At 44.4% G+C, this 21,389-nt stretch carries 19 protein-coding genes and 5 tRNA genes; 12 read left to right on the top strand and 12 right to left on the bottom strand.

Going from position 1 to position 21,389, the window contains the following annotated elements; all coding sequences use genetic code 11:
- Positions 1–4 precede the first annotated feature (4 nt).
- The 7 genes from WC407_RS11385 (at position 5) to WC407_RS11355 (ending at position 8,748) form a co-directional block, all read left to right on the top strand.
- Positions 5–1,231, top strand: a complete 1,227-nt coding sequence (locus tag WC407_RS11385) for an EAL and HDOD domain-containing protein (RefSeq protein ID WP_373022782.1) — start codon at positions 5–7, stop codon at positions 1,229–1,231.
- Between the two features lie 70 nt (positions 1,232–1,301).
- Entirely contained in the window at positions 1,302–2,510 is a 1,209-nt protein-coding gene (locus tag WC407_RS11380; protein ID WP_373022781.1) for a TolC family protein, read from the top strand.
- Positions 2,510–3,562, top strand: a complete 1,053-nt coding sequence (locus WC407_RS11375) for an efflux RND transporter periplasmic adaptor subunit (RefSeq protein WP_373022780.1) — start codon at positions 2,510–2,512, stop codon at positions 3,560–3,562. The genes WC407_RS11380 and WC407_RS11375 overlap by 1 nt, the downstream gene beginning before the upstream one ends.
- On the top strand, positions 3,562–6,621 hold the full coding sequence (locus WC407_RS11370; protein ID WP_373022779.1) for an efflux RND transporter permease subunit: 3,060 nt from the start codon (positions 3,562–3,564) through the stop codon (positions 6,619–6,621). Before WC407_RS11375 ends, WC407_RS11370 begins: the two co-directional genes overlap by 1 nt.
- Positions 6,618–6,905, top strand: coding sequence for a DUF3240 domain-containing protein (locus tag WC407_RS11365; RefSeq protein WP_373022778.1), 288 nt, complete (start codon positions 6,618–6,620; stop codon positions 6,903–6,905). The genes WC407_RS11370 and WC407_RS11365 overlap by 4 nt, the downstream gene beginning before the upstream one ends.
- Complete coding sequence (locus WC407_RS11360; RefSeq protein ID WP_373022777.1) at positions 6,906–7,550, top strand: response regulator transcription factor; 645 nt, start codon at positions 6,906–6,908, stop codon at positions 7,548–7,550.
- Positions 7,540–8,748: a sensor histidine kinase gene (locus WC407_RS11355; protein WP_373022776.1), complete on the top strand. Its 1,209-nt coding sequence runs from the start codon at positions 7,540–7,542 to the stop codon at positions 8,746–8,748. The genes WC407_RS11360 and WC407_RS11355 overlap by 11 nt, the downstream gene beginning before the upstream one ends.
- Here the strand turns inward: WC407_RS11355 and WC407_RS11350 are convergent.
- From WC407_RS11350 to WC407_RS11310, 9 genes are all read right to left on the bottom strand, one after another.
- Entirely contained in the window at positions 8,734–10,092 is a 1,359-nt protein-coding gene (locus WC407_RS11350; RefSeq protein WP_373022775.1) for an amino acid permease, read from the bottom strand. The two genes, WC407_RS11355 and WC407_RS11350, sit on opposite strands and share 15 nt — an antisense overlap.
- A gap of 149 nt (positions 10,093–10,241) precedes the next feature.
- Positions 10,242–10,326 (bottom strand) — tRNA-Leu (locus tag WC407_RS11345).
- A gap of 17 nt (positions 10,327–10,343) precedes the next feature.
- Positions 10,344–10,420 (bottom strand) — tRNA-Arg (locus tag WC407_RS11340).
- A gap of 9 nt (positions 10,421–10,429) precedes the next feature.
- Positions 10,430–10,506: transfer RNA gene (locus tag WC407_RS11335), tRNA-Arg, on the bottom strand.
- A gap of 53 nt (positions 10,507–10,559) precedes the next feature.
- Positions 10,560–10,636, bottom strand: a tRNA-His gene (locus WC407_RS11330).
- A gap of 47 nt (positions 10,637–10,683) precedes the next feature.
- Positions 10,684–10,761 (bottom strand) — tRNA-Pro (locus tag WC407_RS11325).
- Positions 10,762–10,903: 142 nt separating this feature from the next.
- Entirely contained in the window at positions 10,904–11,680 is a 777-nt protein-coding gene (locus WC407_RS11320; RefSeq protein ID WP_373022774.1) for a thiazole synthase, read from the bottom strand.
- 1 nt (position 11,681) lies between these two features.
- Positions 11,682–12,239: a phosphoribosylglycinamide formyltransferase gene (gene purN, locus WC407_RS11315; RefSeq protein WP_373022773.1), complete on the bottom strand. Its 558-nt coding sequence runs from the start codon at positions 12,237–12,239 to the stop codon at positions 11,682–11,684.
- Entirely contained in the window at positions 12,236–13,555 is a 1,320-nt protein-coding gene (locus WC407_RS11310) for an NAD(P)H-hydrate dehydratase (RefSeq protein ID WP_373022772.1), read from the bottom strand. The genes purN and WC407_RS11310 overlap by 4 nt, the downstream gene beginning before the upstream one ends.
- Positions 13,556–13,598: 43 nt before the next feature.
- Here WC407_RS11310 and WC407_RS11305 point away from each other — a divergent pair, with 43 nt between their 5' ends.
- Genes WC407_RS11305 through WC407_RS11290 form a run of 4 tightly spaced genes read left to right on the top strand, consistent with a single transcriptional unit; the run spans position 13,599 to position 17,126 of the window.
- Positions 13,599–14,567 (top strand): SIS domain-containing protein, encoded by a 969-nt coding sequence (locus WC407_RS11305; protein ID WP_373022771.1) that lies wholly within the window; start codon positions 13,599–13,601, stop codon positions 14,565–14,567.
- Positions 14,564–15,559 carry a pseudouridine synthase gene (locus WC407_RS11300; protein ID WP_373022770.1) on the top strand — a complete coding sequence of 332 codons (996 nt, stop codon included), beginning with the start codon at positions 14,564–14,566 and terminating at the stop codon, positions 15,557–15,559. Before WC407_RS11305 ends, WC407_RS11300 begins: the two co-directional genes overlap by 4 nt.
- Positions 15,556–15,954 (top strand): secondary thiamine-phosphate synthase enzyme YjbQ, encoded by a 399-nt coding sequence (locus tag WC407_RS11295; protein ID WP_373022769.1) that lies wholly within the window; start codon positions 15,556–15,558, stop codon positions 15,952–15,954. Before WC407_RS11300 ends, WC407_RS11295 begins: the two co-directional genes overlap by 4 nt.
- 2 nt (positions 15,955–15,956) lie before the next feature.
- A complete protein-coding gene (locus WC407_RS11290) occupies positions 15,957–17,126 on the top strand; it encodes a replication-associated recombination protein A (RefSeq protein ID WP_373022768.1) in 1,170 nt (389 codons plus the stop codon).
- Between the two features lie 58 nt (positions 17,127–17,184).
- Here the strand turns inward: WC407_RS11290 and WC407_RS11285 are convergent, their stop codons facing one another.
- A complete protein-coding gene (locus tag WC407_RS11285; RefSeq protein ID WP_373022767.1) occupies positions 17,185–17,775 on the bottom strand; it encodes a TetR/AcrR family transcriptional regulator in 591 nt (196 codons plus the stop codon).
- Positions 17,776–17,921: 146 nt separating this feature from the next.
- Here WC407_RS11285 and WC407_RS11280 point away from each other — a divergent pair, with 146 nt between their 5' ends.
- Positions 17,922–19,154: a hypothetical protein gene (locus tag WC407_RS11280; RefSeq protein WP_373022766.1), complete on the top strand. Its 1,233-nt coding sequence runs from the start codon at positions 17,922–17,924 to the stop codon at positions 19,152–19,154.
- A 181-nt stretch (positions 19,155–19,335) separates the two neighbouring features.
- Here WC407_RS11280 and WC407_RS11275 read toward each other — a convergent pair whose 3' ends face one another.
- Together WC407_RS11275 and WC407_RS11270 are read right to left on the bottom strand one after the other, a co-directional pair.
- Positions 19,336–19,959, bottom strand: coding sequence for a phosphatase PAP2 family protein (locus tag WC407_RS11275; RefSeq protein WP_373022765.1), 624 nt, complete (start codon positions 19,957–19,959; stop codon positions 19,336–19,338).
- The gene (locus WC407_RS11270) at positions 19,956–21,386 is read right to left on the bottom strand and encodes a glycosyltransferase family 39 protein (protein WP_373022764.1); all 1,431 of its coding nucleotides are present in this window, start codon (positions 21,384–21,386) and stop codon (positions 19,956–19,958) included. The genes WC407_RS11275 and WC407_RS11270 overlap by 4 nt, the downstream gene beginning before the upstream one ends.
- Positions 21,387–21,389 lie beyond the last annotated feature (3 nt).

Genomic DNA, 21,389 nt, shown 5'->3' with positions numbered 1-21,389 from the left:
AAAGATGGGAAGAAGCTATATCGGGCGTCAACCGATTGTTGATGCAAAAGGGAAAGTGTTTGCTTATGACTTGTTGTATACAAAGCCTACGACTGAAACCGTAGAGCATGCTACGGCTATTCTTATCAATAATCTTCAAAGTTCCTTTGGCATTGATCCGATTTTAGGTAAGCGGTTGGGATTTATTCGCGTTGACCGGGATGTTATTGTCCACGGACTGATTGATTTACTTCCAAAAGATCGAATAGTATTTGCTTTGTTGGAAACTAGTATAGTAGATGAACTATTGCAGAAATCTCTTGCTCAATATACCGCGCAAGAATATCGTTTTGCCCTGAATGACCTCCCGCTTACCCCTGAGAATATAGAGAAGTTTTCCCCAATATTCTCCTATATGAGTTATATTAAGGTAGATACGACATACAGTGAAAGTCTGATAGGTGAGTCGTACCAGAGAATCCACAAATTGGGGATACCTCTTATTGGCGCTAAAATAGAGTCACACGATATGCATGCTGCATGTGTCGTGCAAGGATTTAGCTATTTTGAAGGGTTTTTTATCTCTAAGCCCAAAGTACTTGAAAACCCTTCATTTTCTCTCGATCCGATGGAAGTGATGCGATTATGGAATATGCTCCAAGCCGATGAAGCGATCGATGTTTTGGTCGAAGCGTTTGAAAAAAATCATATGGTCAGTCTAAAATTAATCCGATTCATCAATTCGGCAATCTTTTCACTGCGCAATCCTGTTTCTTCAATCCGCCATGTTTTGACATTGATGGGGCGTGAACCATTGGCACGATGGGTGATGCTGCTGATGTATTCGGAAGCACAGAATTCGGATAGAAATACGATTCCCCTATTGTTGATGGTGGTAGAGCGTACGGAGTTGATGACACAACTCCTAGCACTAACTACCCCTGCACCGAGTAAAAAACAACTATCTACCGCTTATTTTGTGGGGATGCTCTCTTTAATTCATTTGCTTTTTCAAATTCCGCATCGGGAATTGCTTCATAGACTAAATGTGGCTCCTGAAATTGAGCGGGCATTGTTTGAAGGGGATGGATTTTACGGTGAGTTATTAACCATGGTTCGAGCGATTGAGATGTTTGATGTAGAGGCTATTGATCAGTTTTTAGAGAAACACGCGATTACCTATGAACGATTTGAACCGATTATTGCACAAGCGCGAGAAAAAGTAAATCAATTTGATGAAGCGATGGGGTGATAGCTCTCAAGATTTTCTCATCTACACCCATTATACTTTCTCTTAATTATTATAGTGTGAAGGTTTTCTTATGAAAAGAAGTTCCGTTTTGACACGGAGTATTATAGGCTATGGAGTGATCTTTATCCCTTTACTGGGGTGTGCTATGAGCTTTCAAGAGGTATCAGAACGGGCCTATGGCGTTTCCGGCGAAATGATTACCCTCGGTGGAAAAGTAGAAGCGACCGAGTATGAACGGGCATCGGTTGTTGCCAGCGAACCCTTATCGCTAGAGGGAACTACCCGCCGTATTCGAGCGGATGATCCCAGCGCCAATGGGCTGGAATATGGGATGATGGTCGGATTTACGATGAAGAACCCTCAAGTGGTGAGTGCACAGTATCGTCAGTACGATATTCGTTCAAAAGTATTTCAATATGAACTCAAACGGCAGCAAGGCTCGATTCAAGTCGCTTTGAAAAAAGATTGGCTGCTCTCACAACTAAGTATAGAACGGGTAAACATATTAGCGGAGAAAAAAGCATTTGCTGAGGAGGCTTATCGCCTCTCGTCCAAAAAATACCAATCCGGTCGCATGTCGCAGATGGAATTGCTTCGTCAAGAGACTGAATTGCATAATGCGACGCAAGAGTATGCTATAGCAGCTATGGAAGCGGAACATGCCCAATTGCGCTTGCAAGAGATGACGATGATTAAAGAAGAGGTCGTAGTAGATGATCTCCCGTTCTCTTTTATCCATGATGAAGGGCAAACACAAAAGCGGATCAATGAGGCATCTTCTATCACCCTTTTACGAGGGCGTGAAGAAGAGTTGAATGCGGAGATTGAAGTATTACGCCGCTCACGAGTAGACCGAATGAGTGTTGGGGTTGGTGTGACGAAGGAACCGATTCAAAACAGTGTCGATATGAAAGTGATCATCCCTCTGGTTTGGAGTGAAAAGAATGAAAAGAAAATTGCCGCACTGATGAGTGAGCGCAGTGCCTTAATCGCTCAACGCAATAGCGCCGAGGGGAAATTACGTGTAAGTGTTTTCGGGGCATTGGAGCATCTTGAAGAGAGAGAAAACCGAATTAAAGAATTGATGGCGGCAGAAAAAAGCTATGAAAACCTTTTTCGCATGGCACACAAAGGATTTGAAGGGGGCGTTGTGTCCCAATTTGAGTATTTGGCAACCAAGAACGCTTTTTATGATGCTCGGTTGCGTAGTGTCGCCCTTAAGGCGGATTATGTCGAAGAGATGAGCGCTATGGAAGAAAAACTAGGGAGAATTTGGTAATGAAGTGGAGTTTACTTTTACTGTCTATAGCGACTGCCGCTATCGCACAAATCACAATGAACAATGAGCAAATAAAAAGAATAGGGATTAAACTTGATACGGTTCATTTGATTAAGAGTGAAGCGATGGGTCCTTTTATCGGATTGTTTGAATACAGCGATAAAGGGTCTAAAAATTATACCCTCAGTTCGGAAGCGACGGTGGTAGAGTTAATGAAGCAAACGGGGGATCGTGTCAAAAAAGGGGAGGCAATTTGTAAAATTGCTTCCTCTGAACTTCTCGCAAGCCGATACGAATTGATCGATATCCGTAATCGCCTTAAATTAGCACAGGAGTATGCTAAAAAGGATGCCGGATTGTATAAAGACGGAGTGATCTCTCAGCGTGAATCCCAAAAAAGTACCCTCGAAGTGATGAGTCTTCAAGCGAAAGTCGGTGAAATACAGAACCGGTTTATTTTTTCCGGAGCAGATATGGCACCTAAAGATGGGATGATTTTTACGATTCGCGCTCATCAAGACGGAATTCTTGCCCATGCTCCGATTAAAACCGGAGAAAAAATTGACCCTTTTGTCCCCTATTTGAAAATAGCGAATGCAAGTGCCTTTAGTGCATATATCAAAATTCCCCCTAAAATGATCGGATCAGTCCACAAAGGGGCGGATGTCATGGATAAAACAGGGGCTCAAGTAGGAAAAGTGAGTGCAGTCTCCTCTTCGGTGGATATGATGAACAACTCCGCTACCGCCGTAGCGACCATTACCAAAGCCAACGAAGATTATCGAGCGGGAACATCGAGTGAATTTTTTATTGCATCGAGCAAAATGGAAAACTGGATGCTGCTTCCTCGGGTATCAGTGACCAAATACAAAGGTCAAGATATCTGTTTTGTGAAAACGGCGACCGGATTTGAACCGAAAACGGTAGCAATTCAAAAAATCTACAAAGAACATATCGCTGTTAAGGCAGAAGGATTTGCCCCTCATGACCAGGTTGTGACCGAAGGGATTATTAATCTCAAAGGTATTTTAAGCGGTATGGGATTTGAATAATGCTTAATTCTATTATTGAATTTTCTCTCAAACAACGACTGATTGTTATTCTCCTCTCTCTGGCCCTTTTTTTGTATGGGGTCTACTCCTTCTTTAAAATCCCGATTGACGCATTCCCGGATATCTCTTCGACTCAAGTTAAAATTATTATGAAAGCTCCGGGGATGACACCCGAAGAGGTGGAGAGTAGAGTTGTTAAACCGCTTGAAGCCGAACTTTTGGGGCTGGAAAATGAAAAACTTCTCAAAAGTACATCGAAATACGGTATCGCCGATGTAACGATCGATTTTTTCGACGGTTCGGATATCTATCGTGCCCGCGCACAAGTCTCTGAAAAACTTGGAAGTATCTTGCCAAATCTTCCCAAAGGGGTGAGCGGAGGGATGGCCCCGATCACGACTCCGTTGGGTGAAGCGTTTATGTTCACCATCGAAGGGGAAATCAGCCAAAAAGCCAAGCGTGAACTGCTTGATTTTATGATTCGTCCTGCTTTACGAGGTGCTAAAGGGGTTGCGGATGTGAATGCGCTGGGGGGAGAAGTCCGAGCGATTGTCGTACAACCCGATTTTATGGCGATGCGTCACTTGGGAATTCCGCTGAGTACCCTTCAGGATGCTCTGGAAAAGAATCTCAAAAATGATGGAGCGGGGCGGATTGATGAGCATGAAGAGAGTTTTTTGGTTAAAGTTGAAAGCGGTGTAAAAGATCCCGACGAGATTGCCAATATTACTATCCACTCTCCGAATGGTCCGATCCGAATCGGCGATTTTTGTGAAGTGCGCGATGATGCCAGAACACGGATGGGATTTGTAACCAAAGACGGGGTAGGTGAAGCAACCGAGGGGTTGGTTCTGACCCTCAAAGGGGCGAATGCCAAAGAGACCATTGTTCAGATCAAAGAGCGGCTCAAACAGCTTGAACCACAGCTTCCTGAAGGGGTCAGTATTGTCCCTTTTTATGATCGAAGTAATTTGATCGACAAAGCGGTCGGAACGGTAACAAAAGCATTGGTTGAAGCCATCGTTTTGGTTATTATCCTCTTGATGCTCTTTTTGGGGGATATTCGAGCGGCGATAGCGGTGAGTGTGATTTTGCCGTTTTCACTTGCGATTGCTTTTTTAATGATGAAATATTTCGGATTGAGTGCGAATTTGATGAGTTTGGGCGGATTGGCGATTGCAATCGGGATGTTAGTCGATTCGGCAGTCGTAGTGGTCGAAAATGTTTTTGCTCAATTGAGCAAAAATGATCAATCGCTTCCAAAACTTCATCAGGTATACCGCGCGACTAAAGAGGTTAGCATAGCGGTATTCAGCGGTATTTTGATTATTGCCGTCGTCTTTTTGCCGTTGTTGACCCTCGAAGGGTTGGAGGGGAAACTTTTTGCCCCTGTAGCGATGACCATTGTTTTTGCATTGTTCGGTTCCTTGGTTTTATCTTTGACTCTTATTCCGGTGGTTGCTTCGCTGATTCTAAAAAGTACACCGCATGAAGAGACCCATTTGGGGGCTTTTTTTGCCCGTATGTATGCCCCGATGCTCTCGTTCGCCCTCAATCGTACGAAAACTCTTTTTATAGGAGCGATCATTTTTTTAGTGATCAGTTTCTCCCTTTTTGGGGTTGTGGGTAAAAGTTTTATGCCTACCCTAGATGAGGGAGATATTATTTTGGGGGTTGAAACACCGCCGTCCATTTCGTTGGATGAATCCAAAGAACTCAATCTGGCGATACAGCGATCTATTTTGGCACATGTCCCTGAAGTGAAAAGAATTATTGCACGAACAGGGTCGGATGAGCTCGGACTTGATCCGATGGGATTGAATCAAACCGACACCTTTATTACCCTTAAACCGATGGAGGAGTGGAAAGCTGCGAATAAAGAGGAGGTTAAAGCAAAAATTCATGATGCCATCAAAAATTTTCCCGGGATCAGTTTTGGATTTACCCAGCCTATTGAGATGCGGGTTTCCGAGATGCTAACCGGTTCACGGGGTGATTTAGCCGTTAAAATCTACGGTACTGATATCGAAACTTTGAATGCTCTCAGTGAAAAAATAGCAACGACGTTGGAAAAAATCAAAGGTTCTTCCGAGGTATTTACCACGTTAAACGAGGGGGTAAATTATCTGCGGGTTAAGCCAAACCGGATTGAATCGGCTAAAACAGGGGTGGATACGGCAGAATTGGGCCTTTTTCTGAAAACAGCGTTAGAGGGGGTTACAATTACAGAACTTCCGATCAAAAATTCAAGAATACCGGTATTGATGCGCCTTGATAGCGAAGTCTCTCAGGATATGGGATTGTTTAAGTCGCTTGAACTTCCGTTGAGCGAGGGGATATCGGTGCCGATTTCCAGCATCGCTGATATAGAGTCGGTTGAGGGTGTATTGAAAGTAGATCGCGAAAATGCCGAGCGACTGAGTACCGTTCGCGCCAACGTAGAGGGGCGAGATTTGGTTGGATTTGTCGAAGAGGCGAAACAAAAAATTGCCCAAAATGTCCCTCTCCCAAAAGGGTATCATTTGGTATTTGGCGGACAGTTTGAGAATCAACAGCGCGCGGCAGCTAAATTGATGACCGTTATCCCGGTCAGTATCGGGGTTATCTTTTTAATCTTATTTTTCACATTCCGATCCGTAAACTCAACATTGCTGATATTGCTCAATATCCCCTTTGCTGTTACCGGGGGGATTATCTCACTTACCCTCAGCGGTGAGTATCTCTCCGTCCCCGCGTCGGTCGGATTTATCGCCCTCTTCGGGATCGCCGTCCTTAACGGTGTGGTGATGGTGAGTTATTTTAATACATTACTCAAAAATGGCAGTACGATTGACGAAGCCGTTCGGGATGGGGCAACGCGGCGGCTTCGACCGGTACTGATGACGGCGTTTATCGCGGCGTTGGGCTTATTGCCCCTGTTATTTGCTACCGGAGTCGGAAGCGAGGTTCAGAAACCCCTTGCCATCGTTGTTTTAGGGGGACTGGTTACCTCCACCATCCTAACGCTATTGATTTTACCGCCGGCCTTTAAAATGATCTATCTAAGGGGAAAACGATGAGCCTAAAAGGGATGGATATCTATTTCGAGATGGAAAACAAAGATACTCTGGTCGATTTTTTACTGGCAAAAGGGTATGATGATTTTTACTTTTTCCGTTGCAGTCATTATGGGGCAGGGGCATTTTTAATCAGTCCCGAAGAGCAGGTGAGCGCGAGACGGGAGTTTGGATTGTTTCGCCTTTTTGCGGAAAAGGAAGAGATACCTCCTCTTGCTCAGGCAATAAAGGGTGAACTGAAAGGTAAAACCCTTAAAATATTTAGCTATGAGGTTAATGAGATATAGATGCGAATTTTAATTGCGGATGATGAAGAAGAATTGCTTGAACTGTTAAAATTCTCATTGCAAGGGGAGTGGATTGTAGATACGGTTTCCACAATAGAGGAAGCAAAAGCGCATCTGGATGCCTATCACTATCAAGTGGTTCTACTGGATCGTACCTTTAACGGTGTCGATAGAGTCCATGAACTCATCCGTTATTCTAAAGCGAAACATCCGCAGCTTCCCGTATTGGTACTCAGTGCGCTTGGCAGTGTTGATGATAAAGTTCAAGGTTTTGAATTCGGTGCAGACGATTATCTTGAAAAACCGTTTGACATCAAAGAATTATGGGCCCGTATCAGTGCATTAGCTCGTCGTTTTTCACCTAAAATCAAACATTTTGAGGGGATCGAAATTGATCTTGCCACTCAGAGTGTTCTCAAAGAGGGTATTCCGATTACCCTTAGTAAAAATGAACAAACCCTCTTGTTTTACCTTCTCTCTCGAGAATCGGTGGCAACGCGCGAAGAGATCATGGATGCTCTGTACGATAATCCTCAGAACGTTACCCAAAATGCGGTAGATGAATTGGTCGCACGGCTCCGTAAAAAACTTCACCCTTCCCTCATTAAAACCATTAAAACACGGGGATACCTGATTGAACGTTAAACAAAGCGGATCGCTGAAGATTCAAATAGCTTTATTGTTTTCGTTATTGATGGCTATCGCTTTTAGTATTAACTGGGGTGTTGCAACGGAAACTATGCAGGGGGAAAAAGTTGAAGATCTAGAAAAAGTTCTCCACCATATTCTGATTGAGAGTGTGGATGAATATATAACTGAGCCTTTGGATACTCATAGCAATCTCTCCTTTTTGTATGCCGTTCCCCACAATCAGATGGTTTTACGCAATTCCGAATCCAATCATTTACGGTTTATGATTTCCAAAAGCCCCTTGCCGAAGTCTCAGAATCTTATATGCGCATCGGTAGAACTTCCTAACGGCCTTTACCTCAATGCGCTCAGTGATGATCTTAAAGTACGTGCCTCGGTTGATAAATACGCCCAAAAGCTTCTCGTGCGGTATTTTTATTCTCTGTTGGCGATTTTAATTGTCAGTTTTGCTCTCTTACATTATTACATGAAACCCTTGGGGATATTGGCACAAAAAACAAGGGCATGGAAGAACGGTGATCCGTTTGAATTTGCGTTGGACAATCCGGGGTATGAGATAGCCGAAGTTTCCTATGCATTTAGTGCATTAATCCGTCGTATTGAAGGGTATCGTTCCAAAGAAAAAGAGTTATTCAAAGAAGCGGCGCACGAGCTTAAAACACCGCTTGCACTGATGCGTTCACGTTTGGATGTGTATGAAAACAGTGTAGGGTACGATAAAACCAAATTTATCGCCGATTTGGGAAGCGATATCGAGCGGTTAACGACGGAATTGAAAAATGTCCTTTTTCTGGAGAGTTCCGATTTTGAAGATCCGGTTTTAGTGGATATGAATCAGGCCCTTAGAACCATAATTCATAAAGTAGACATCCTCGCACAGCGAAAACGATTGCGTATTCATTTGCCAATTCAAAATTTTACGGTCAATATTCCCGAAAAAGTGTTGAATAAAGTACTGGTAGCTTTGATTGAGAATGCGATGACGTATGCAGTTGAGGGGAGTGTCATTGATATTGAAATTGATCCTGTTCGTCGCAGCCTCTCGCTGGTAAATGAGGTGGGGGAAGACAAATATCTGTTTAGCTCCAAGATCGGGCAAAAAATACTAAAACGGATCAGCGAAGAACTCCAATTTAGCTATGAAATTCTTCACGATGAGAAAAGGTACCGGATTACACTAATCTTTAGTTAAACGTCCGCGCATTAAAAAATAGATGCCGATTCCAATACCGCTCCAAATGACAAATCGTATCCACGTGTGCAATTCCAATCCCGACATGATAAACAATAAGAGGAAGAAATTCAGAGGTATCAGTACCCAGAACATCGGAACACGAAACGTCCCTACCAGACCCTTACGGCGTAACAAGATAATGGCGACCGCAACGATAAAATAGGCGAAGAGGGTTCCGATATTGACGAGTTCAGCCAAAATTTTTAGCGGTACGAATCCGGCAAGAAATGCAAGGAAGAAGCCGCCTATAAGGGTGAGTTTGAAAGGGGTATTGTATTTAGGGTGAACTTCACACAGCTTTTTCGGGAGGAATCCGTCACGTGAGAGGGCAAACGCGACGCGGGTGAAGCCCAATCCCATAACAAGCATTACGGTTGTGATGGTGACGACGGCGCCCAAAGCGATAATGCTGGCCAGAAAAGGCTCATCCACTTTGACCATCGCAAATGCGAGGGCATCAGGGACATTAAGCTCTTTGTAATTGACCATAGAGGTGAGGGTGAAACTGACCAATATGAAGAAGAGGGTTGAAAATGCGAGCGCGAGCATCAACGCTTTCGGGATCGTTTTCGTTGGGTCTTTGGTCTCTTCGGCGACAGTAGAGATCGCATCAAATCCTAAATAGGCAAAAATGATTAAACTTGTCGCATGCCACACCCCCTCAAAACCAAACGGGAAGAAATTTCGGATATTGTTGATATCGAAATGCTGCAATCCGAAGAACACGAATATCGATAACACAGCAATCTTTATATAGACAATAATGTTATTGACTCGTGCGCTCTCTTTGATTCCGATCGCAAGGAGGGCAAAGATGAAGAAAATAACCAGAAATGCGCTCAAATCAACAAAGGTCCCTTTGGCAGGATCATAGGCACCGCTGAGTGCGGTGGGGAGGGCAATATGAAAATTGGTATCGATAAAGGTGCGAAAATAGCCCGACCACCCCGTTGCGACGGCACTGGTGGCAACACCGTATTCGAGAAGCAGATTCCATCCGACCAGCCAAGCGAAAAACTCACCCAGTGTAGCATAGGTATAGTTGTATGCGCTTCCCGATACAGGATAGATCGAACTCATTTCTGCATAGATTAACGCCGTAATGCCGATCGCTACGGCCGCAACCAAAAAGGACAACACGATAGCCGGTCCTGCCGTAGTTGCCGCCGCTTGACCCGTGATGACAAATATCCCCGCTCCGATGATGGCACCGACACCGATGAAAGAGACATCCAAAAGATTCAAATGCCGAGCGAGGCCGGAACCTTCTGTTTTTGGAATTTTGGTACTAAATAATCCCATTAAAACCTGCTTGTTTTGATTTTATATACGCAATCATGCTTTCTCAATATGATTTTACTGTTAATGAACAAAAAGTTATCAAAAATAATGGGAATTGGTGTATAAAAAATGAGTAATGGGAAATAAAAGAAAGAAGTATTATAAAGTGATGGTGCGGATGAGAGGACTTGAACCTCCACACCTTGCGGCACCAGATCCTAAGTCTGGCGTGTCTACCAATTTCACCACATCCGCACATAAAAAGTCTAAGGTGGTACGCCCTAGAGGATTCGAACCTCTGACCGATGCCTTAGAAGGGCATTGCTCTATCCAGCTGAGCTAAGGACGCATGAGTATATGGTGCGCCCGATAGGGTTCGAACCTATAACCTACGGATCCGAAGTCCGTTACTCTATCCAGTTGAGCTACGAACGCACAATCGCCTTCTAAAACATCGCGTATCAAAAGTGTTTCAAACCAGAAACAAATGGGGTGGAATATGGGAATCGAACCCACGACCCTCAGAACCACAACCTGATGCTCTAACCGACTGAGCTAATTCCACCATCTGAAAAAGAATCTGTTTGAAATGATACATATAAAGAAAAAACATGGTCGGGGCGAGAGGACTCGAACCTCCGGCCCCTTGGTCCCAAACCAAGTACTCTAACCATACTGAGCTACGCCCCGACACATTCCTAAAATGACTCTTGCGAGCTAAATTAGTGAGGCGAAATTATAGTGTACTATTTTAAAAATGTCAAGATAACTTGCAAAAAGGGCACCTGAGCTTACTGTTGAAGTAAACTCAGTGTTAGCGTAGGTGTGTTAATTAGAATTGGATCATCCCGTCAACCGGCGAGCTTGCGGTTGCATAGGGACGTTTCGGAATACGTCCTGCCAGGTAGCTTAAACGACCTGCAATGACAGCATTTTTCATCGCTTCCGCCATAAGGATAGGGTTTTGAGCCTGAGCAATAGCGGTATTCGTTAAAACCCCGTCTGCTCCGAGCTCCATCGCCAATGCCGCATCGCTTGCGCATCCGATACCTGCATCAACGATGATAGGCACTTTTACCGCTTCACGTACAAACACAATGTTATAACGGTTTTGGACACCCAATCCTGATCCGATCGGTGCTGCAAGGGGCATAATAGCATGTGCTCCCGCATCTTCAAGACGGCGGGCCATAATCGGATCATCACTGGTGTAGGCCATGATCGTAAACCCCTCTTTGGCTAACACTTCACACGCTTTGATCGTTTCTAAAACATCGGGATAGAGCGTTTTTAGGGTATCCCCGATGACTTCGAGCTTGATCAGGTCGATTCCTGTCGCTTCGCGGGTAAGACGGAAAAGGGTGATCGCCTCTTCGGCAGTGGTACATCCTGCGGAGTTAGGGAGGAATTTGACATTGGTTCCGGCAAAGGTATCGCGTAGATTGGCTTCATTGGGGTTGGTAATATTGAGACGGCGGACGGCTACGGTAATGAGTTCAGAGCCTGATGCAAGGGTGGCAGCTTTGGTCGTTTCAAATGAGTCATATTTGCCGCTTCCTACGATGAGGCGGCTGCCGAGGGTGTATTTTCCGATTTGTAATGTGTGCATTTTAAAGTTCCTTTAGCAATTGAATAATACTCAGGGGCAATATTTCATGCTCGATTTGGCGAATTTTAGCCGAAAATTCTTCTAAAGTATCGGATGAATTTTTGGTAAAACTTTTTTGCAAGATTATGTCACCGCCGTCGAGTTCATCCGTGACCCAATGGACACTTACACCGCAAACTTGTTCATCACTTTCAAAACTCCGCTCAATAGCTTTGGCCCCTTTGAATGCGGGGAGGAGCGAGGGGTGAAGGTTGATGGAGCGGATATTGGATGTGAATATGGGGGTTAAAATCCGCATAAATCCGCACAATACAACGAGGTCAGGATTGTAGTCGCGAATACTCTGCACTAAGGCTTCATCATACGCTTCTCTGGAGGGAAAGAGGGTATGATCGATCACTTCGACCGGTATGCCGGCTGCGCGTGCTTTGGCAATCCCTGCAGCATTAGGATTATTGGTAATAGCGCAGGTTATGAGGGCGTGTTTATGGTGGATTTTTTCGATTATATTGGCGAGGTTGGTCCCCTCGCCGCTAAAAAGTGCGACGATACGCTTCATAATGTTGTGATTCCTTCGATAATGTCATAGGGGGTGAGTGCGTAGTTGTTCTTGTCAAATTTTTGCGCTGCAAGTGTGTGTGCAAGCGAGGCTTGAAGTGCGGCGTTCATTGGGTCAACGCCTTGTGCGAGGAGTGCGCCGACAAGGCCGCTCAGAACATCCCCGCTCCCTCCCTTCGCCAAAGCAACCGTGCCGTGAGGATTGATGAAAAAACGCTCTTGGGTACCGATGATGACATTGGCGCCTTTTAGAAGTAACACGGCATTAGGATACGCTGCGCAAAACTGTTCGACATAGGCAAATCGATCGTTTTGTAAGGTTTTCACGTCTATATCGGCGATTCCGCATACCCGTAAGATGTGGGTGAACTCTTTGGGATGAGGGGTTAGAACAATCTGTTTACGCATCAATAGCGTACTAAATAATGTGTGATAAAAAATATCGGCATCGAGAACAAGCGGAAGGTCGTTATCCAGCAACTCTGAGAGTTCATCGTCGCAAAACTCTTCTCCCAATCCCATTCCCAGTGCAATGGCGGTTGCAGTCGAGGGGAGCGAATGACTCTGCATCAGTTCGAAGGGGATGGTGACGTTTTCATTGCTGATTAAACTGACCAAACCCGTACCGAAACGGAGGGCGGCAGAACCTGCGATGATCGAAGCCCCGATTTTCTCGCCGCAGATAACACTTAAATGTCCGTAGCTTCCTTTGTGAGTGGAAATTTGTGTACGAAGCGGCAGAGACAGATCGCTTGGATCGAGTAATTGCCATGTCGAGGATATTTCATAGCGTGAGCGTGAAATCCCAAGATTGGCAACACGGATTTCACCCACGTATTCTTTGGCTGCGTCACTAAAGAGACTCCGTTTAAGTCCCCCCATAGTGATGGTGAGATCGGCTTTAAAGGTATGGGGGTCGAGTGCCCCGTTTGCGAACAAACCGCTGGGGACATCGCAGGCTATTTTAAAAGCATCAAAGCGATTAAGCAGATCGAGCAGTTCGCACGTTGCAGGGTCGAGGCCGCGATTAAGCCCACTGCCAAAGAGGGCATCGACGATGACGTCGTAGTGCGTATCGTTTTGATACTGAAGTGAAATACGATAATCCCCTTCGAGCTGCCGTGCGAGGATCCGTCCATCAGCTCCATTATTTCCGTTTCCACAGACGATCAAAACAGAAGAAGCAGGGGGGAAGTGTTCCAGAATATAATGGCCCATAGATGCAGCCGCATGCTCCATCATAAGTTCTTCGCTTAACGCGAATTTACTCACAGCACGCTGATCAAGAGAGGTCACTTCACTATAAAGGTTTTGCATTGAAATACCTGTTTTAAAGGGTTATTGGAGTATAATAACTTTTATGAAAAACGATTATATCGCAATAGCCTGCAAGACACTTGAAATCGAATCCAATGCCCTTGTCGAAGCGATGGGGAGGGTAGGTGATGAGATCACCCGAACCGTGGAAATTATCCTCGCGTGCCGTGGAAAACTGGTTATTACCGGAGTGGGGAAATCAGGACTGATCGGTGCCAAAATTGCCGCGACGTTTGCCTCTACGGGGACACCCAGTTTTTTTCTTCATCCTACCGAAGCGCTTCACGGTGATTTAGGGATGATCGGTAAAGAAGATGCAGTTCTTGCAATCAGCTACAGCGGGGAGAGTCCGGAACTCAGTTCCATCCTCCCTCACATCAAACGTTTTGATATCCCTCTGATCGGGATGACGCGAAATGCTGATTCAACGTTGGGCCGTTACAGCGATGAGGTGATTAATATCAATGTTTCAGCCGAAGCGTGTCCTCTCGATATAGCCCCGACAAGCTCAACGACCCTTACTCTTGCTATGGGGGATGCTCTTGCGGTGTGTTTGATGAAGGCCCGCAATTTTCAGAAAGAGGATTTTGCCTCCTTCCATCCCGGCGGAGCATTGGGCAAACGGCTGTTTGTCAAAGTGTCCGATTTGATGCGTACCGAAAATTTGCCGATTGTCGATGAAAACACTCCGCTAAAAGAGGCACTTTTAACCCTTAGCGAGGGGAGACTCGGTACAGCGATGCTTACCGATGAATCAGGAAAATTGTCAGGATTGCTCAGCGATGGCGATATTCGCAGAGCACTTTTGAGTGAGACATTTTCACTGGAGGCTCCTGCCAAAATGTTTGCTACTAAAAATCCTCTTGTCATCAGTGACGCTACGATGCTTGCAAGCGATGCGTTGGTTTTGATCGAAAACAAAAAAATTCAGTTGCTGGTGGTCACTGACCAAAACGGCATTATTCAAGGTGCATTGCACCTTCATACACTCGTGGAAGCAGGTATCTCATGATGCGTTTAAATAAATTTATTGCTCATTACTCGACGTATTCCCGTCGTGAAGCCGATCAGGCTATTTTGGACGGATATGTCCGTATCGACGGTGAAATTGAAAAGAATCCCGCTGTTTCGGTGGATGAACGTCATGCAAATGTGAGTGTGAGCGGTAATAAAATCACCGCAACCGATCAATTTACGGTGATCGTTTACAACAAACCTCGCGGGGAACTGGTGACCAAGAAAGATCCTCAAGGGCGCAAAACAATCTACGATTCGCTTTCAAAAACGTATCGACATTTTATCCCTGTGGGACGTCTTGACTTTGCCTCGGAGGGGTTGTTGCTCCTCACCGATGCATCTCGGGTTGCTACGGCATTGATGACTTCCAAAATGGAACGGGTCTACAAGCTTAAAATCAAAGGCCCCGTTACCGATGCAATGAAAGTGGCCATGGGGGAAGGTTTGGAACTTGAAGATGCCAGCGCGGGAGCACACGAGCATGCTGAAGCCGGGCCGATGAGCTTCGCTCCGTTTTATGCCTATCAGGTGCAAAAAGATCAAGGGGATTATTCGATTCTGAAAGTGGCTATCGGAGAGGGACAAAACCGGGAATTGCGCCGCTTTTTTGCCCATTTTGGCGCTGAAATCGTTGACTTGAAACGACTGAGTTTCGGGGGGATTGAACTCAATAACCTCCCTACGGGAAAAGTCCGTTTTTTAGAGCGTAACGAATATACCTCTTTGAGAGAATTTTTAGATGCCAGCGAGAAAGCGGGCAAAATGAAACAAAAATCGCAACCCAAAGCCCCAAGAGCCGAAGGGAAACCGGAGTATAAAACCGAGCGCAAGCCGGAGCCGAAGTTTGCCAAAGAGAAAGCCAAGTCTGAAAAAAGAGTCTTTACCAAAGACCGGGCAAAAGTAAAAGCGAAGCCGGAGAATGACTCGTTTTCAACCAATAAATACAATCCGGATAAAAAATTTGCAAAAGGGGCTTATAAAAAATGAAAATATTGAAATTTCCAACCAGTCATAAAACACAGTTGATGGATATCAGTGCTGAGGTGAAAGAGGCAGTGATTAAATCGGGGATCAAAGAGGGCGTTTGTGTCGTATTTACCCCCCATACGACGGGAAGTGTTTTTTTATTTGAAAACGCCGATCCGAACCTTCGTCGTGATCTTTTGAGTGCACTGAGTAAGGTGATTCCGAATGATGAACCTTATACGCACGTAGGGGATAATGCGGCAGCGCATCTGAAATCTTCTCGTATGGGTGCATCGGTCAGTATTCCGGTATTGGATGGGCGTCCGATGTTTGGTAAATGGCAGGGGGTGTTTTTCGGTGAATTCGATGGCCCTCGCCAGGCACGCGAAGTGATTATCAAAGTCATCGCAGGTTAATTGTGGCAGACTTTACCTATCTGCTTCGTCCGAAAAAATTTGACGATGTGGTAGGTCAGTCTCATCTATGCTCACCCGATGCTCCACTCCGTTCTCTGTGCGAGAGCGGCAACCTTACCCACTCTTTTTTTTACGGCCCTCCCGGATGCGGCAAAACAACCCTTGCTCGAATTATTGCTGCCGTTATGGAAATGCCCTTTTATGAATTTAATGCCACTTCACTTAAAATCGAGCAGCTTCGCAAAATTTTTGACCAATATGAAGGCTCTTTAACCAAACCCCTTGTTTTTATCGATGAGGTGCACCGCCTCGCAAAAAATCAGCAGGAAGTGTTATTGCCGGTTATGGAAAAAAACAGTGTGTTAGTGATCGGTGCATCGACAGAAAATCCCTATTTCTCGCTTACTGCGGCGATGCGATCGCGCTCATTGTTGTTTGAATTGCACTCTATCGGTTTTGAAGCGTTAGACGATTTGTTAGTTCGAACAGCCGTGGCGGTCGATGACGAGGCACGTGAATATTTGATCAGCAGTTCGGGCGGTGATGCTAGGGCGATGCTTAAACTTCTCGAAGTTGCATCCGCACTGGGTAAACCGATCACATTGGCACTCTTAAAATCACTCCGTCCTGCGGCGCAGAGTTTGGGAAGTTCGGAAGCGGGAGTCCATTATGATCTTGCTTCGGCCTTGATTAAAAGTATTCGCGGGAGCGATCCTGATGCGGCTATCTATTATCTCGCACGTCTTATTGAGGGGGGAGAGCCGCCGGAGTTTATTGCGCGGCGTCTTGTTATCCTTTCGAGTGAAGATGTGGGTAATGCCAATCCTCAGGCGCTCATTTTGACAACTTCAGCGATGATGAGTGTCAAGCAAATCGGCTATCCCGAAGCGAGAATTATCCTTGCTCAAGCGGTAATTTATCTCTGTGCATCCCCAAAATCCAATACCGCCTACAATGCGATCAATGCCGCACAAAATGCTGTGAAAAACGGGGTGCTTATGGATATTCCCGAACATTTGCGCCAGCAGCACAAAGGGTATCTCTATCCGCATGACTTCGGCGGGTGGGTAGAGCAGAAATATCTCTCAAAACCGCTCAAATTTGTCGAGTTTAAAAACAGCGGCTACGAAGCAAAGATGGGAGAATGGATCGAGAAGGTATGGGGGAAATAGTTCTCTCTTCTGAATAACCCGAGGTGTGTTCACAATTGACAACTACAACGGTGATAGTTTATAAACTTCCAACATACTTTGTTAAAACTGCAAAACTTTTTTTTAACGATTCTAAATTATTATGTGCTTTTGCGACACCGATTGAGCCTTCTATGGATGAAATAATAAAAAGGGCTTGATCGTTGGTATCGAACTGGGTTTTAGTCTGCTTTAGTTCTTGTGCTTTTTGAAGTACTTTATTGACCGATTCTTGCCATCTAGCATAGACACTTTGGAGATAGCTGAAAAATGCTTCGTCTTTGTCACTCATATCCAGTACGAAATTGATGAGCGGACAACCGTGTTTGATCTCCAAAAAACTCTCCGTATCTGCATACATATACAGATAGGCATTGATCTGTTGTATTAATGTCTCGATAGGGTGTTCGCTCTCGTCGAAAGGGGCTATCCAGTGTGCTTGTAAAATAGTCTCTAAATAATGGTGTATACTCGCCAAAACTAACTCATTTTTGTTGGTAAAATGGTAGTACATCGCTCCTTTGGTGATTTTGGCTATTTTTAAAATATCCATTAAACTAGTAGCGCAATACCCTTTTTTATACAAAAGATCGAAGGTTATATCTATAAGTAGTTTTTCTGTCTTTTTCATACTTTTGGCATCCGATAAATTAATAAATAATTATATTGCATAAAAGTATCTATTTGATTAATAACCAGGATTTAAATACAGACCTATCGGTATAAATTGGAATATTTCTTGCTTGAAATATGTTTAATACAGGTTAGGAGCACTTCATGATCGTAACATCCTCAGCAAATTCAGCGCAAGTTTACACAACCAACAAGACTAAAGCTACGTCGGCGTACGAAAGTACAACAACTCCTACGCAAACACAGCAAACGGATCAAAATACTGAAATACAAAAAAAAGAAGAACCTACAAAAGCAACTACAGAGGTTCAAAATGAAACTCAAGAACCCATAACGACACAGCAAGAGATAGAAATAAAACAACAAGCATCGCAGACTGCGAGCGAGACAAAAGATAGCCCACTAGCAACGGCTATACAAGAGAGTTCGCAAACGCAAAGCGTGGAGCAGACAAAAGCAACAGATAAAATGGCGCAAATGGAAGAGAAGTACAAAGATATCTACACCCCTATGCCTGAAAAGTTTTCTCAAGAGATAGAGGATTTACAAACAAAGCTGATACGAGAGAGATATCCTGATTATCTTACGATTGATGAATTTGCCAAAAAATATTTAGTTCCGATTGAAAGCCCAACTCCAGAGGCCGAGGCGAAAGCAAAAGCCCTACAAGACGCAAAGATGGCTGAATCCCTAAAAACGGAAGGACCAAACCACTATAACGGCGGTTTGCCGCGTGATGAAGAGCGGGAAGCTTTTATCGCTTCCGTTATGAAACAACATCCCAATAATACAATGGATAAATACTTTGACCTCTCAAACTCTCCGCAGAGAGCTAGAGCTTTGAATGCGGCAATATATGAAGGATTGGAAAATGGAGAAACTCTTGATGAAGCCAAAGCAAAGGCTAGTCAAGTGATGGATACGTATTTGGACAACACTGAAATGGTTCAAAAGATGTTTGATCGTTCAAGGTCGTTTTTCCATGAGTATTATGATGCAATGGAGAAAAGCACTGAAGAAAGTAAAAAAATCATGGAAAGAGATGGAATTCTTCAACTTCAAAAAGATGACGGTTCCATCAAATACGATGGGACGGTGCTTGATCTAAGAGAGTATGGATTCGATAGAAAGATATCAACATTTACGCTGTCTAAAAGCAATAATACCATGATTGCCTCCCTACAAGAGCAAATCAAATTTTTTGACTTTATACTCAAGAATCAAGATCTCGTAAAGAGTAAATATGATGAACTTGACGAAAAGTATAAACAACGAAATAGTTTTAACGATACGGTTATAACGCCGGTCAAAGAGGCTCTTCCCATTGCCCAAAGAGCCTTAGACGTTTTTAGTAAATATGAGATTTTTGACAATTGAATGAAAGGGATGCTGGTCTTATCGATTTTTAGCTATTCTTGTATATAAAGCCCATTTTGACGGAAATTTGAAGCAAATTTGTCACTTAAGGCCTTAGCTAACGTAACTGCAGCGTTGAGGTTGGCATCCATTTGGATGGAGGGAAAATAGCTAATTATGATGCCTCAATAAACAATTCCCACTAGAATTTTAGGGGTTGAAGCCATTTTGATGTGGTGGGATTCCAAAATCGTATGACTATAAGTGTGCTAGCGGTACCGACAAAAGCGCCTGCGATCACATCGCTGGGGTAATGGGCACAAATCATAAGTCGACTGATTCCTATAAGAACAGCAAAGAGCCATACCGGAGTTGCTTTAGGCCACAGATAAGTGATGGCTGTGGCGAGGGCAAATGCTGTTGCGGTATGGCCTGAGGGGAATGAGGTGAGGGCTCGGTCAATATGGAGAAAATCAAATCCGTACAATCCATGCGCAAACAATTCTGAAGGTCTGTATCGTCCTGCGATCCATTTGATAATATCAGCGCTTATTCCCGATGCCGCAACTACGGAAAAAAGAAAAAAGGTGATATTCGCCCAGTGATATTTTTTCCATACGTAGCGAAATAAAAGGGATGTAATACTAAATCCCACAAGATAGTAGAGGGCATCCCCGAATTCGGTGATCGTTGTAAAAAGCTCATGATAGGCTCCCAGAATATGAGAATGTGACCATGTTGCTACTGTTTGATCAATAAATAAATAGGAGAAAATGATTGCAATTACACTTAGACCAGTGAGTAAGAGTCGTATGTTAGGGATCATTTTTTACCTTGATAATTTACACACCACAGATACTCAACGGTATCTACTTTATGATGATTTAAGAGGGTGTCTCGTTTTGCAACAGGGCGCAGTGAATCACATCGAAGTGAACTAAGTGCGTTGGAATCGGAAAAATGGGAATGGACGATGAGCAGATCGTATCCGACGGGTTTTTCCCCTTCCCAGAGAGAAAATTGCCGATTGTAATCATCCAGTACAAAGGTTTTGACGCCATAGGATTTTGCGTAATAGCCGAGACGGCTTCCATACGTCCAATTGGTAACTGCCAATGCTGTTTTGGGAGAGTTGAGGTTTTTTAAAAGGGTAACCCCGTCAGCAACTTGCCTATCGAATCCGTAAATATCTCGAAAAGGGGATTGGTAATCGGGAAAATTCCCCCATTTACCAAAAAGTTCTGCATGGAGTATCACACTTAAGAGGAGTGAAAATATCACCGTATAGCGTACTACGGTTGAGTGTTTTTCTCCGCGCTTCAACAGAGAAACGACTCCGATAGGTATAAATAGGAGATAAAAGAGTGCAGGCCAATGGGGAAGAACCGGCTTTAAAAAGGAGGTCGCAATAAAAAACAGCTCTAACCCAAGTCCGATCCAAAGGGCGAGGAGGATAGCCGGATTTTTAGAACGGAACGATACGAATACTCCGTAGAATGCTATGAGAAACAAAAAGGGGTTATAGGCTCCAAATTGTGCCAACAGGGAGCGGATAAAAGGTTTGAATGCTATCGTACTGCTTCCCGCAACGTGAGAAGACTGATAGGTAAAGCTGATCCATTCATGGGAGGCGTTCCACAGGATAACAGGCAAAATCATAAGGATTCCGATAGCCGCGCTGAGGAGAATCCGTGGGTTGATAAGCAGGTCATATCGGCGTTTCATGAGTATATAAAGGAGGATCGGAGGGAGGAAAATAACGGCGGTATATTTACCCAAACCTGCCAGTCCTAATAGGATTCCCAACCAAATGAAATCGCGGGTTTTACCCCTTTGTTCGATACGTATGATAATCGTGATCAGAGGGAAAACCAACGCAAGGAGAAAATTTTCCGGCAAGAGCATCAGCCCGATCGCTCCGAACATAAAAGAGCTGTTCAGGGCTGTAACTCCCCATAAGGCTTGAGTTTTGGTTGCTTGAGTTGTGAGTAAAAAGCGGTAACATTGCCATGAGATGAGTGCCATTAATAGAATAGCAGGAAGTCGCGCGATCAATACACTTTCTCCGAAGAGATGAAGAAAAAGAGCTTGCGTCCATCCGACAAGCGGCGGATGATCGACGTAACTCCAATCCAGATAGTATCCGTAGAGGACGTAATGGGCTTCATCTACCCCAAGGCCGAAAGAGGGGGCGACAAGCAACCGCATAGTGGTAAAAAAAAGGATGAGTAAAACGATTTTTTTATCGGCCATAGG

Origin of the sequence: Sulfuricurvum sp. (assembly GCF_041651515.1) — a bacterium.
Taxonomy (GTDB): Bacteria; Campylobacterota; Campylobacteria; order Campylobacterales; family Sulfurimonadaceae; genus Sulfuricurvum.
Note: the sequence above shows the minus strand (reverse complement) of the source record. Positions and strands in the feature narration are given on the sequence as shown.